Source organism: Nonomuraea sp. NPDC050643, assembly GCF_040654715.1.
GTDB lineage: Bacteria > Actinomycetota > Actinomycetes > Streptosporangiales > Streptosporangiaceae > Nonomuraea.
Map to the genome: position 1 here is coordinate 21,977 of NZ_JBFAIM010000014.1, position 12,782 is coordinate 34,758.

Annotated in this window: 14 protein-coding genes; 4 read left to right on the forward strand and 10 right to left on the reverse strand. The window is 72.7% G+C overall.

All coding sequences use genetic code 11. From position 1 onward, the window contains the following. Positions 1-17: 17 nt before the first annotated feature. Both AB0I15_RS19820 and AB0I15_RS19825 read left to right on the forward strand, forming a co-directional pair. On the forward strand, positions 18-689 hold the full coding sequence (locus AB0I15_RS19820; protein WP_358097129.1) for an HNH endonuclease family protein: 672 nt from the start codon (positions 18-20) through the stop codon (positions 687-689). 38 nt (positions 690-727) lie between these two features. Next, a complete protein-coding gene (locus tag AB0I15_RS19825) occupies positions 728-1,510 on the forward strand; it encodes an endonuclease/exonuclease/phosphatase family protein (protein ID WP_358097132.1) in 783 nt (260 codons plus the stop codon). Between the two features lie 133 nt (positions 1,511-1,643). Here AB0I15_RS19825 and AB0I15_RS19830 read toward each other — a convergent pair whose 3' ends face one another. Genes AB0I15_RS19830 through AB0I15_RS19840 form a run of 3 tightly spaced genes read right to left on the reverse strand, consistent with a single transcriptional unit; the run spans position 1,644 to position 3,973 of the window. Next, on the reverse strand, positions 1,644-1,994 hold the full coding sequence (locus tag AB0I15_RS19830; protein WP_358097135.1) for a PepSY domain-containing protein: 351 nt from the start codon (positions 1,992-1,994) through the stop codon (positions 1,644-1,646). Between the two features lie 57 nt (positions 1,995-2,051). Then, complete coding sequence (locus AB0I15_RS19835; RefSeq protein ID WP_358097138.1) at positions 2,052-3,299, reverse strand: HAMP domain-containing sensor histidine kinase; 1,248 nt, start codon at positions 3,297-3,299, stop codon at positions 2,052-2,054. Then, complete coding sequence (locus AB0I15_RS19840) at positions 3,296-3,973, reverse strand: response regulator transcription factor (protein ID WP_358097141.1); 678 nt, start codon at positions 3,971-3,973, stop codon at positions 3,296-3,298. Before AB0I15_RS19840 ends, AB0I15_RS19835 begins: the two co-directional genes overlap by 4 nt. Positions 3,974-4,065: 92 nt before the next feature. On the opposite strand from AB0I15_RS19840, the gene AB0I15_RS19845 reads away from it, so the two are divergent. Then, positions 4,066-4,485, forward strand: a complete 420-nt coding sequence (locus tag AB0I15_RS19845; protein ID WP_358097143.1) for a hypothetical protein — start codon at positions 4,066-4,068, stop codon at positions 4,483-4,485. 18 nt (positions 4,486-4,503) lie between these two features. Here AB0I15_RS19845 and AB0I15_RS19850 read toward each other — a convergent pair whose 3' ends face one another. From AB0I15_RS19850 to AB0I15_RS19860, 3 genes are all read right to left on the reverse strand, one after another. After that, a complete protein-coding gene (locus tag AB0I15_RS19850) occupies positions 4,504-6,420 on the reverse strand; it encodes a hypothetical protein (protein WP_358097146.1) in 1,917 nt (638 codons plus the stop codon). A gap of 63 nt (positions 6,421-6,483) precedes the next feature. Continuing rightward, positions 6,484-6,696, reverse strand: a complete 213-nt coding sequence (locus AB0I15_RS19855) for a DUF2277 domain-containing protein (RefSeq protein ID WP_237103634.1) — start codon at positions 6,694-6,696, stop codon at positions 6,484-6,486. A gap of 3 nt (positions 6,697-6,699) precedes the next feature. Then, the gene (locus AB0I15_RS19860) at positions 6,700-7,440 is read right to left on the reverse strand and encodes an IclR family transcriptional regulator (protein WP_358097150.1); all 741 of its coding nucleotides are present in this window, start codon (positions 7,438-7,440) and stop codon (positions 6,700-6,702) included. Positions 7,441-7,486: 46 nt separating this feature from the next. Between AB0I15_RS19860 and AB0I15_RS19865 the strand changes: the two genes are divergently transcribed. Beyond that, positions 7,487-8,227 carry a VOC family protein gene (locus AB0I15_RS19865; RefSeq protein WP_358097153.1) on the forward strand — a complete coding sequence of 247 codons (741 nt, stop codon included), beginning with the start codon at positions 7,487-7,489 and terminating at the stop codon, positions 8,225-8,227. On the opposite strand, the gene AB0I15_RS19870 is transcribed toward AB0I15_RS19865, so the two are convergent. From AB0I15_RS19870 to AB0I15_RS19885, 4 genes are read right to left on the reverse strand one after another with little or no spacing between them, the layout of a single operon-like run. Continuing rightward, entirely contained in the window at positions 8,202-8,954 is a 753-nt protein-coding gene (locus tag AB0I15_RS19870) for an IclR family transcriptional regulator (protein ID WP_358097155.1), read from the reverse strand. The genes AB0I15_RS19865 and AB0I15_RS19870 overlap by 26 nt on opposite strands. Continuing rightward, a complete protein-coding gene (locus tag AB0I15_RS19875) occupies positions 8,951-10,153 on the reverse strand; it encodes a heterodisulfide reductase-related iron-sulfur binding cluster (RefSeq protein ID WP_358097158.1) in 1,203 nt (400 codons plus the stop codon). Before AB0I15_RS19875 ends, AB0I15_RS19870 begins: the two co-directional genes overlap by 4 nt. A 1-nt stretch (position 10,154) precedes the next feature. Then, on the reverse strand, positions 10,155-11,321 hold the full coding sequence (locus AB0I15_RS19880) for an FAD-binding oxidoreductase (RefSeq protein ID WP_358097161.1): 1,167 nt from the start codon (positions 11,319-11,321) through the stop codon (positions 10,155-10,157). 8 nt (positions 11,322-11,329) lie between these two features. Next, the gene (locus AB0I15_RS19885) at positions 11,330-12,766 is read right to left on the reverse strand and encodes an FAD-linked oxidase C-terminal domain-containing protein (protein WP_358097163.1); all 1,437 of its coding nucleotides are present in this window, start codon (positions 12,764-12,766) and stop codon (positions 11,330-11,332) included. Positions 12,767-12,782 lie beyond the last annotated feature (16 nt).

Genomic DNA, 12,782 nt, shown 5'->3' on the forward strand with positions numbered 1-12,782 from the left:
AAAGTCTGGGGGCGGACGTGCGGATACGGGCGTTCATGGCCGGTCTGGCCACGGTAACGGTGCTGACCGGCTGCGGAGGGCTCGAAGCGCAGTCCACCGGCGGCGGCAAGACGAGCAAGCCGGACTCGGCCTCGGTCTCGGACGCCCGCAAGAAGCTGGCCAAACTGGAGGTCAAGGGCCGTGCCCCGAAGACCGGCTTCGACCGCGACGAGTTCGGCCCCTCCTGGGCGGACGTCGACCGCAACGGCTGCGACACCCGCAACGACATCCTCAAGCGCGACATGGAGAACGAGAAGTTCAAGTCGGGCACCCACGACTGCATCGTCCTGAGCGGCACCCTCCACGACCCGTACAGCGGCAAGACCATCAAGTTCGAGCGCGGCCAGGACACCAGCATGGACGTCCAGATCGACCACCTGATCCCGCTGTCCGACGCCTGGCAGAAGGGCGCGCAGAGGTGGACGGCGACCAAGCGCAAGGAGTTCGCCAACGACCCGCTGAACCTGCTGGCCGTGGACGGGCCGCTGAACGGCCAGAAGAGCGACTCCGACGCGGCGACGTGGTTGCCGCCGCGCAAGGCGTACCGGTGCGCGTACATCGCGCGGCAGGTCGACGTGAAGGCCAAGTACGAGGTCTGGGTGACGTCGGCGGAGAAGGACGCCATGGAGACGATTCTCCGGGGCTGTTGATCTATGGGAAAAGTCATGATCAATTGGGAATCGTGACCATGCTTGCGACAAGACGGGCGTCCGTGATCGCCGCCCTCGTCCTGCTCACCTCGGCCGCAGCCCTCCCGGCGCAGGCCCGGACCGTGAACGTCGTCGTACTCGACTGGAACATCTTCGGGGAGGGCGCCGACATCCCCGCCATGGCCAAGGTCATCCGCGACAGCGGCGCCAACATCGTCACCCTGCAGGAGGTCCACCGCAGGCCGGGCGCGGACCAGGTGCGGGAGCTGGCCGACGCGCTGGGCTGGGACATCACCGCCAACGCCCACTTCGGCGTGGGCGACGACGTCGGCCCGTGCGACGATCCCCAGCCGGGCAAGGCGGGCAACGCGATCCTGTCCAGGTTCCCGATCATCGAGCGGGTCACGATTCCGCTCACGGACTTCGCGACCTGCCCGGTCAACCGGTCCATGGCCGGAGTCCGGCTCGACCTCGGCGGCGGCGTGGACGTGCGAGTCTTCACCACCCACCTGTCGCCGGGCCTGACGGCGCCCTCGGTGACGCGCCGCGAGGCCCAGGCCGCCAAGATCCTCGCCTACTTCGGCTCCAGGACCGGGCTGATCCTCACCGGCGACTTCAACGCCCCGCCCACGGACGCGCTCTCCAAGCGGTTCGTCAGCGCCGGCTGGGTGGACACCGGCGCCCGCTATGCCGACCAGCCGACCCACGGCACCGCCCGCATCGACTACGTCTACACGCGCGGCGTCACCACGACCGGCGGCTCCGTGCTGTCGACCACGCTGTCCGACCACCGGCCGATCGTGATGAGGATGACCCGCTGACCCGCCCCGCTGACCCGCCCCGCTGACCCGCCCCGCTGACCCGCCCCGCTGACCCGCTCTGCTGACCGGTCGGCCCCGGAACGCAGGGACGCCGGCCCACCATCGGCGGGCCGGCGTCGAATCCCGGTGGGGATCAGTCGTCGTCGTTGTCGTCGTCCTGGTCGTCCCGGTCGTCGTCCTGGCTCTTCTGCTGGTCGGTGACCTTGCCGGAGGTGGCGTCCACGGCCACCTCGTGCTGCTCGGCGCCCTTGGTCAGCTCCAGCTCCCACGTGTCGGCCCGCTGGCCGCGGAGGTCGAAGTCCAGCTCGCTGACCCACGCGCCCGGCACCTGCTTGAGAGCGATGTCGATGGCCTGCGCGGCCGTGACCTTGGGCGCGACGGGGGCCGCGGAGGCGGAGGAGGTGGCGGCGTACGCGGCGCCGCCGCCGCCGGCCAGTACGACGATCCCGGCACCTACGATGATGAGCTTCTTCGTGATCTGCATGACTCCACGAAACCGCGATGCCAGGTAATCGCACGCTAAATGGTGGTTAAGCAACCTTTATTCCGTTCGGGGGGCCGCCAGGAGCACCTCGACGCGCGCCCCGCCCCCCGGAGGGCTGGAGACGGTCAGCCGCCCGCCCGACGACTCCGCGGTACGCCGGGCGATGTCGAGCCCCAGCCCCGTCGAGTCGCCCCCGCTGTTGCCCCGCTCCAGCAGCTCCGGCTCGAACCCGGGCCCCGCGTCCTCCACCGCCAGCAGGACCCCCGAGGGGCGCGGCTGGAGGCGTACCGCCATGGAGACGCCCTCCGGCGTGTGCGCGAAGACGTTGCCGAGCAGCGCGTCCACGCAGGCCGCGAGCTCCTCCGCGCTCGCCGCGACCGGCAGCGGCCCGTCCGGCAGAGTGATCGACACCTCCCTGCCCTGGTCCTCGGCCAGCACCGACCAGAACCGCACCCGCTCGCGCACCACCGCCGCCGCGTCGCACGAGCCGCGGTCGGCCGAGCGGCGGCGCGCCTCCGTGATGACCGAGCTCACCGCCCGCTCCAGGGCGTCCACTCTGGCCTGCACCCGCGCGGCCTCCTCCGGGTCCCGCAGCGACTCGGCGTCCAGCCGCAGTCCCGTCAGCGGCGTGCGCAGCCGGTGCGACAGGTCCGCCACCGACTCCCGCTCGGCCACGAGCAGCTCGTCGATCCGCCCGGCCAGGTGGTTGAGCGCCAGCGCCACCGACCGCACCTCGGGCGGCCCGCCCGGCTCCGCCCTGGCGGTCAGGTCTCCGCCCGCGAGCCGGTGCGAGACCCGCGCCAGCCCGTCCACCGGCCGGGTCACGGCCAGCGCCAACCGGTCGGCCAGCACGATCCCCAGCACCACCAGGCCGAGCCCGAGCAGCAGCAGCGCCAGCCACGCCGGCCCCACGCCCCGCGTCAGCTCGGCGTCCGGGACGAACACCCTGATCACGGCCGTGCCGTCGGGCGACTGCGCGGAGACCAGCACCTCCCTGCCTCCGTCGGCATCGGCGGTGACGCTGCGCCCGGTCGCGGCCAGGCGTACCGCGTCGGAACGGCCGGCCGCCGTCCCCACCGTGCTGCCGTCGGGCAGGAACGCCGTCACCGGGCGCGACACCTGCTCCACCGCCAGCGCCAGGTCGGGCGTGCCCACCGCGACCGCCACCGACTCGGCGGCGGTGGTGGCCCTGCTCATGGCGCCGTTCTCGGCGACGGCCCGGATCAGCAGCGCCATCGGCACCAGCAGCGCGATCAGCACCAGTGACGTCGTCGCCGCCACGAGGAGCGCCAGCCAGCGCCTCATGAGGGCTCGACCAGCTTGACGCCCACACCGCGCACCGTGTGCAGGTAGCGGGGCTCGGCGGCCGTCTCGCCGAGCTTCCTGCGCAGCCACGACAGGTGCACGTCCACGGTCTTGTCGGCGCCGCCGTACGGGAGCTGCCACACCTCCGTGAGCAACTCCCGCTTGGTGACCACCTCGCCGGGCCGGGCCGCCAGATAGTGCAGCACGTCGAACTCGCGCGGCGTCAGGTCCAGCGCCGCCCCGTCCAGCGTCGCCGTACGCGCCCGCGGATCCACCTGCAACGCCCCCACCGTCAGCGCCTCGGGAGCGGTCCCGCCCGCCCGCCGCAGCACGGCCCGCACCCGGGCGTCGAGCTGCGCCGCACTGTACGGCTTCACCACGTAGTCGTCGGCCCCCGCGTCCAGCACCGGCACCATCTCCGCGTCCCCGTCCCGCGCGGTCGCCACGATGACCGGGACCCGGCTGACCGCCCGCAGCATCCGCAGCAGCTCCACCCCGTCGAGATCCGGCAGCCCCAGGTCGAGCACGATCAGGTCGGGCCGGTCCTGCACGGCCAGCCGCAGCCCGTCGAGCGCGGTCGGCGACGAGGAGACCGCATGGCCGAGCTCCCGGAGCCCCCGGCTGAGCGCCGTACGGATCGTCACGTCGTCCTCGATGAGAAGAATGTCGGCCATACCAAGAACGTAGACGCTTTGTGGTGATGCCAGGAGCAGCCTTAGTGCCGCCTTAACCTGGCGTTAGCCGTACATGGGGGAACCTGAGGGCGATGAAGAGACTAGTCCTGGCCTGGGCCGCCACCGCCGTCACCGCCACGGGCGCGGCCGTGGCGGTGCTCAGCCTGCTCGGCAACGGCCTGACCGGCACCTCCGGCCACGTGCTCAGCGAGCAGGAGGTGCGCGCGGCCCTGGCCACCGCCACCCCGCGCGCGGTCGCCTCGCCGGGCGCCGCGCCCACGCAGACGTCGCAGGGCAAGCTGATCCGCAGCGCCGGCGGCACCGTGATCGCCGCCTGCGCCGGCGACCAGGTGACGCTGCGCTCGTGGAGCCCCGCCCAGGACTACTCGGTGGACGGCGTCGAGCCGGGGCCGGCGCTGGAGGCGAAGGTCGAGTTCGAGCCCGACGAGGGCGAGGAGATCGAGCTCACCATCGTCTGCGTCGGCGGCCGGCCCGTCGTCCGCGGTCGGTGACGTGGCTCGGCGGGGAGCTCAGGAGACCTCGGCGCTCAGCGCCGCCTTCGTCAGCTCGGCCTGACGCTGGATCTGTCCCATGACGACGGGGTTGACGCCCTTGGCCTGGAACGTGGCGACCATCTCGTCCATGACCGCGTTGGCCCGCCCCAGATCGCCCTGCCGCGCCTCGGCCCTGGCCAGGCGGCGCATGACCAGGTTCAGGGTGATGTTGTCGACGCTGGCCTCGCGGGCGACCGCGGTGAGGTGCTCGATGCCCTGCTTGGGGTCGGGCGGCCGGATGCGCAGCCGGTTGCCGGGGGTCAGCTCCTTGAACTCCCGCTCGGCGTTGAGCCCCTTGACCAGCCGGGCGTACACGGCCAGCGGGTGGTCGCCGTAGCGGCCGATCATCTCGTCCAGCGCCAGGTTGCCCGAGCGCAGCGCCGGCGAGTCGGAGCCGAGCAGCGAGAACAACTGGCCCTGCTCCTCGCCCAGCATCAGCTCCGCCACCTGGTGGTCGTCCTTGCCGACCGGGAAGCGCACCCTGACCAGGCAGGAGGGGGAGACGATGCGGGAGCCGTCGGCCGCGATGTACTGGGCGCGGACGTGGTATTCGCCGGGCTGCTGGAAGTAGTGGCCGTCGCGCCCGTGCCCGATGTACGCGCTGCGGTACATCGCCGGGTTGCCCGCGTCCAGCCGGATCTCCGGTGAGGTGTCCACGCAGTGCCGCATCATCGGCCGGTACAGCACGGTCCTGCCGCCCGGCTGGGTGATCGACACCTGGGTGAACTCCGTGTCGGGGTGCAGGTGCCCGTGCGTGGCGCGGGGCTCGCCGGCGTACGACAGCTTGAGCTCGACGACGACGGGCTCGCCCAGCTCGAACGACTTCTTGGCGCGCACCTCCAGCCGCAGCCCCGAGTGGTCCTCGACCGGCTGCTCGAACGGGTCGATCTCGGCGGCCCCGGTGCCGAACGCGTTCGCGCCCATGGCCACGTCGCGGTAGAAGCCGTGCCGCAGGTGCACCAGCTCGGGGTCGGTGAACTGGAACGGGAACGCCGCCCAGTAACCCTGCTCGCCGCCCGGGCGGTAGTTGTGCACGTAGTTCATCCACGACAGATCGCCGAAGCCGCCGTCGGGGCCGAGCGGCTGGGGCGGTCTGGCCAGGTTCTTCTGCCAGGAGTGCAGCAGGTTGAAGGCGTGCCCGAGCTCGTGCACGTACGTACGGAGCTGCGCCCGCTGCGCCTGCGGCGTCGTCCCCTTGATCGCGTCGTAGAACACCGCGGACCCCTGCCGCTGGTGCGCGTCGTTGTAGTCGAACATGATCCCCCGGTAGCCGCCCACGTGCTTGCTGGCCACCAGCAGCCACAACCGCCAGGCGGGCGCGTCGCCGAACGCCGTGAAGTGCCGCGTCATCGCGTGGTGCAGCTCGGCGTCGTCCCACGCCAGGTCCGCGCCCGACCCCTCCACCGGGATCACCCCCGGCTGGGCCAGGGTCAGCTCGATGCCCGCCTCCGCGTACGCCGCCGCCACCGTCAGCTCCCTGGCCGGCGAGCCGGTCGGCGCGGGCAGCGACCCGGTCGGGTACGCCACGAACGGCACGCTCCCGGTCACCGAGTCCACCTCGAGCAGCACGCTGCGGAAGTACGGGGAGACGAAGGACACCTGGTACGTGCGCCCCGCGACCGCGGCCGTCCCCGACCCGTGGGCGATCGTGACGTTGACGTCCCGCACGGGGGTGCCGAACGTGAAGGCCCCGTGCCCCTGGATCCGTGCCTCGTCACCCTCGGCCTGCACGGTGGGCGCGTTGACCACGAACGAGCCGGCATAGGAGGTCGTCGCGCCGGCCACGGTGAACAGGTCGCCGCTCACCCGCCCCGTCGGCCTGGCCCCGTCGACGTCGACGCGGAGCGCCAGCCGCGAGTCGCCGTCCTGTCCCTCGTACAACCCGCTGATCATGGCAGCTCCCTGGGGGATCGCTGGGGTTATATGCGGGAACACTTCTCCCAGAGACAGGCCCTGTCAACGACTCCCGCGAACTTGGAGGGCCGCCAGCAGCTCCTCGGACGCCTTGGTGATCGTCTCGACCGCCCGGTCGAACGCCTCCGCGTTGTGCGCGGCGGGCGCGCGGAAACCGGAGATCTTCCTGACGTACTGCAACGCCGCGGCCCGCACGTCCTCCTCGGTCACGCTCTCGGTGTACGGGGGCCGGAGGGTTTTGATGCTTCTACACATGCCCTAACCGTAATAGCCGATGCGCTGGCTTATCTCCTGGGCGCCCTCCACGAGCAGCGCGCCGACCTCGGGCAGCCGCCGGGGCGTGAGCCGGTAGGAGGGCCCGGAGGCGCTCACCGCGGCCACCACCGAGCCGTCGGCGCCCCTGATCGGGGCCGCCACCGCGTTGAGCCCCACCTCCAGCTCCTCCTCGGTGGCCGCCCAGCCGCGCTCCCTGACCTCCGCCAGCCCCAGCTCCGCCGCCGAGGTGACGGTCTTCGGCGTGTAGCGCTCCAACTCGGCGGGCAGGCGCAGGGCGCCGAAGGCCAGCAGCACCTTCCCGCTGGAGGTGGCGTGGGAGGGGGTGCGCTGCCCCACCCAGTTGTGGCCGCTGATCGCGGCGGGGCCGCGGACCTGGCTGATGTTGACCGTGTCGCCGCCGCGCGCGACCGCGATGTTGACGGTCTCGCCGACCGCCTCCGCCAGGCGCAGGCACACCGGCCTGCTCTCCCGCGACAGGTCGAGCTGGGCCGTGGCCGCGCCGGCCAGCCGTACGACGCCGAACCCGAGCCGGTAGCGCCCCCGCTCGCCGGTCTGCTCGACCAGCCCGCCCTGCTCCAGCGCCGCCAGCAGCCGGAACGCGGTGGACTTGTGCACGTCGAGCTCCACCGCGAGGTCGGTCACCCGGGTGGCCCCGTCACGGGCGAGGATCTCCAGGATCGCGATGGCACGATCGACCGACTGAACCGTCGTGCTGTTGCTCATAGCGCAACACCATACTTTGTCGGAGCCGTGTGGCAGGCTCGCGAGCATGGCAGAGAGAACCGGTTACGCCGACGGCGCGCCCTGCTGGGCGCAGCTCCTCACGCGAGACGCCGTCGCCGCAGAGCGCTTCTACTCCGGGCTGCTGGGCTGGGAGTGCCGCGATCAGGGCGGCTGGACGATGGCCTGCCTCGACGGCCGTCCCGTCGCCGCCATCACCCCCGATCCCGACGCCGCCGACCCGGCCGCCTGGACGGTCTACCTCGCGACCGCCGACCTCGAGGCGGCCCTGGCCGCGCTCGACGCCTCGGAGGGCACGCTGATCGAGGGCCCGGCGGCGGGTTACGCGCTGGCGGCCGACCCGGCGGGGGCCAGGTTCGCCCTCTACCAGCCGGGCGCCGCGTTCGCCGGGGCCGGGGTGGTGGCCGAGCCGGGAGCGATGAGCTGGGCCGAGGTCAACGTGCCCGACGGCAAGGCGGCCGACGCGTTCTACGGCGCGCTGTTCCCCTACGACGTGCGCCAGGTGCCCGGCCCGATCGACTACGCCGTCTACGACGCGGGCGGCGAGCCGGTCTGCGGGCGGCTGCAGATGGATCGGCTCTGGGAGGGGGTGGCCCCGCACTGGATGGTCTACTTCGACGTGGCCGACCTCGACGCCGCCGTGACCAGGGCGGCCGAACTGGGCGCGGAGGTGCCGGTGCCGCCGTTCGACTCGCCCCATGGCCGCCTCGCGGTCGTCCACCATCCGGCGGGCGGCGGGTTCTTCAGCCTGCGCCGGCCACCGGGCTGAGCTCGTTGCCGAAGTCGAGGGCGATCCTGCGCATGCCCGCGGCCAGGTCGTCGCGGTCGAGGGCGTCGATGCGCTCGGCGGGCCCCGACACCGACATCGCGGCCACCACCCGCGCTCCGCCCCACACGGGCACGGCCAGGCAGTGCACGCCGAGCTCCTCCTCGCCCAGGTCCATCGCATAACCACGGCCCTTGACGGTGTCGAGCTCGGTCAGCATGGCGGTCAGGTCGGTGATCGTGTTCGGCGTGCGGCGCGGCATGCCGGTGCGCTCGAACACCGCGACCGCCTCCGACGCGGGCCGCCCGGCCAGCAGCACCTTGCCCACGGCCGTGCTGTGCGGCAACACCCGCCGCCCGACCTCGGCGAACATCCGCAGCCTGCGCGGCGAGGGCACCTGGGCCACATAGACGATGAAGTCGCCCTCCAGCACGGCCAGGTTCGCGGTCTCGCCCGACAGCTCGACCATCTTGGTGAGGTAGGGCCGCGCCCACACGCCGACCATGCTCTCGGCGATCCCGCCCAGCCGCACGAGCCCGCCGCCCAGCGCGTAGCGGCGGTCGGACTCCTGACGCACGTAGCCGCGGGCGAGCAGGGTCTGCAGCAGCCGGTGGATGGTGCCGTACGGCAGCCCGGTCCTGGCGGCGATCTCCGACAGGCCCGCCTCACCCCCGTGCTCGGCCAGCGCCTCCAGCACGTCGAGCGCTCGCTCGACCGACTGAACGCTCACAGGGTGACCCCGCGCAGCGAGGCGTCCAGCACCTCGGCCGTGTGGGCGACCCTGATGTCGGCGTCGCCGCGCCGCATGGCGGCGACGATCTGCATGGTGCAGCCCGGGTTGGCGGAGACCAGCAGTTCGGCGCCGGTCGTGCCGACCGCCGCGGCCTTCCTGTCACCCAGGTCACGCGCCGCCTGCGGCTGCAGGAGGTTGTACGTGCCCGCCGACCCGCAGCAGATCGCCGACTCCGGTATCTCCCGCAGCTCCAGCTCGGGGATCGCGCTCAGCAGCTCGCGCGGCTGGGCCCGCACCCCCTGGGCGTGGGCCAGGTGGCAGGCGTCGTGGTAGGCCACGGTCAGCGGCAGCGGATGCCGCTTGGCCACCGGCCCCAGCTCGGCCAGATATTCCGACAGGTCCACGACCCTGAACCCGGGCTCGCGGCCGAGCAGCTCGGCGTACTCCTTCATGGACGAGCCGCAGCCGGCCGCGTTCACCACGACGGTGTCGACCCCGGCCCGCTCGAACGCCCTGACCGTGCCGCGCGCCAGCCGCCTGGCCTGGTCGTCGCGCCCGGCGTGCACGCTGAGCGCCCCGCAGCAGCCCTGGCCGCGCGGGATGACCACGTCGCAGCCCTCCAGCGAGAGCACCCGCGCGGTGGCCGCGTTGACCTGCGGGAAGAACTCACCCTGCACGCACCCGGTGAGCATTCCGACCACGGCCCTGCGCTCACCCCTGGCCTTGACCACGCGGGGCATGCGCTGCCGGTGCTCCACCTTCGGCGCGAGCGCGGCCATGGCGCCCAGGCTCGGGTGCACCCGCCCCAGGAACGGCGCCATCCGCGCGGACAGCCACATCGTCGGCCGCAGCAGCCGCAGCCGGCGCGGGTAGGGGAACAGGCTGAACACGATCCCGCGCACGGCGCGTTCCTGCGGCTCTCGTTCGTGCTGCCGCTCCACCTCCACCCGGGTCAACTCGATCAGCCGGTCGTACTGGACGCCGGACGGGCAGGCCGTGACGCAGGCCATGCACCCGAGGCAGGCGTCGAAGTGCCCGGCCATCTCGGGCGTCATGGGCGTGCCCTCGACGTGCTGCTTCATGAGGTGGATGCGCCCGCGCGGCGAGTCCATCTCCTCGCCCCACAGCGCGTACGTCGGGCAGGTCGGCAGGCAGAACCCGCAGTGCACGCAGTCGTTGATCAGTTTCGGATCCATGTCACAGGCCTCCCGCGAACCGGCCCGGAGACATCCTGCGCCCGGGATCGAACCGTTCCTTGACCCGCCGCATCAACGGCAGCGCGCTCACGTGCCCCCACCGGTCGAGGCTCTCGTACGGGGCCGCGAGCACGTGCACCCGCCCCCCGGCCGCCTCCACCCGCTCCCGCAACCGGGACACCAGGGCGGCCAGTTCACCCTCGCCGACCGTGTGCCACGCCTCCAGCAGCATCCGCCCGGAGACGGGGGAGCCGCGCAGCGCCAGCCCGGTCCCGGCGGCGGCGTCCAGCACGGCCGCCGTGGCGGACGGCGGGAACCGCACCTCGACCAGCACCTCGTCACGCTGGATCAGCCCCCACCACGACGGCCGCTCATCGGTCACGGAGCCCTTGCCGATCAGCGCGCGCAGCGCCTCGGCCCTGGACGGTGCCGCCGCGCCCTCCACGAGCACGGCCAGGGTGAGCGGTCCGCCGGGGTCCGCCCAGTCCACCTCGACCGCGCTCGGCTCGGCCTGCGAGGCGGCCAGCGCGGCCGCGGCAGGCGGCAGCTCGGCTCGGGAGACCTCGGCGACGACCCAGCGGCTGTCGGGCGGCAGTGGGTGAAGGCGGAACGTGGCCTCCGCGATGACGCCGAGCGTGCCGTAGGAGCCGGTGAAGAGCTTGCCCAGGTCGTAGCCGGCGACGTTCTTGACCACCTTGCCGCCGGACTTGGCGATCGTGCCGTCGGGCAGCACGACCGTGATGCCGATGAGCAGGTCGCGGGCGGTGCCGTAGCGGAAGGCGCGCGGTCCGGGCAGCGCGGCGGCCAGCGTGCCGCCGACCGTCGTGTCCTCGGGGAACGGCACGTCGAGCGCCAGCTCCTGGCCCTTGTCCGCGAGCGCGGCGGCCAGGGCGTCCATCGTCACCCCGGCCTGCGCGCGGACCACGAGGTCGCCGGCCGCGTGCTCCAGGATCTCGTTCATGCAGCACATGTCGAGCAGCACGTCGCACCGCGCGGGCGGCAGGCCCCAGTGCAGCTTCGTGCCGCCGCCCGCCGGCACCACCGCCAGATCCTGCTCCGAGCAGGCCCGCAGCACGGCCGCGACCTCCTCGACGCTCTCCGGCAGCGCCACCCGGCGAGGGAGCACCCCGCTCACCGCGTCGTCCGCGCCCGCCTGCCTGGTGGTCACCCCGCCGATCAAAACTGCTCCGCCTTCCCCGACTCGACCAGCGGATGCACGCCTTTGCGCACGCCCGGCACCTCTCCGCACAGCCTTGGGGTGGGGAACACCTTGCCCGGGTTCGCCAGCCCCTGGGGGTCGAACGCGCACCGGACGAGCTGCATGGTGTCGAGGTCGTCCTCGGTGAACATCCGCGGCATGTAGCGGGCCTTGTCCACCCCGACCCCGTGCTCGCCGGTGATCGAGCCGCCGTGTTCGATGCACAGGTCGAGGATCGCGCCGGAGACCACCTCCGCCCGCTCGCCCGCCCCCGGCTCCGCGTCGTCGAACAGCACCAGCGGATGCAGGTTGCCGTCGCCGGCGTGGAAGACGTTGGCCACCTTGATGCCGTGCTCGCGCGAGAGCCGGTCGATGGCGGCCAGCACGGCCGGCAGGGACGTGCGCGGCACCACGCCGTCCTGCACGATGTAGGCCGGGCTGATGCGCCCGACCGCCGCGAACGCCGACTTGCGGCCCTTCCAGATCGCCGCCCGCTCGGCCGGGCCGGCGGCCACGCGCAGCTCGAACGCGCCGGAGCAGAGCTCCGTGAGCTGCGCGAACTGCCGCTCCACCTCGGCGGCGGGCCCGTCCAGCTCGACGATCAGCACCGCCCCCGCGCCCTCGGGGTAGGAGCAGGCCACCGCCGCCTCGGCCGCCGCGATGGCCAGCGCGTCCATCATCTCGATCGCGGCCGGTACGATTCCCGCCCCGATGATCGCCGACACCGCCTGCCCGCCCTGCTCGATGCTCTCGAACGCGGCCAGCACCGTCGTCACGGCCTCGGGAGCGCGGCTGAGCCGTACCGTGATCTTGGTGGCGATGCCCAGCGTGCCCTCCGAGCCGATGAACGCGCCCAGCAGGTCGTAGCCGGGGTCCATGCGGTCGAGCGTGACCAGGTCGCCGTCGGGCGTGACGATCTCGCAGGCTTCGACATGGTTGACGGTGAAGCCGTATTTGAGGCAGTGGGCGCCGCCGGAGTTCTCCGCGACGTTGCCGCCGATCGAGCAGACCTGCTGGCTGGAGGGGTCGGGGGCGTAGTAGTAGCCCCGGTCGCGGACGGCCTCGGTGATGGCCAGGTTCGTCACGCCGGGCTCGACCACGGCCCGGCGATCGTCGAGGTCGATCTCCAGGATCGCGCGCATCTTGGAGGTGACGATGAGCACGCCGTCCTCGCGGGGGAGCGCCCCGCCTGACAGGCCGGTGCCCGAGCCCCTGGCGACGAAGGGCACGCCGAAGTCGTTGCACAGGCGTACCACACGGGCGACCTGCTCGGCCGTGCCGGGCAGCACGACGACGCCGGGGGTCGCCCGGTGGTAGGTCAGGCCGTCGCACTCGTAGGTGCGCAGGCGTACCGGATCGGTGATCACCGAGTCTGGGGGCAGCACCGACCGCAGAGCCGCTATCAGCGTGTCCATCACCCGATCACCTCCG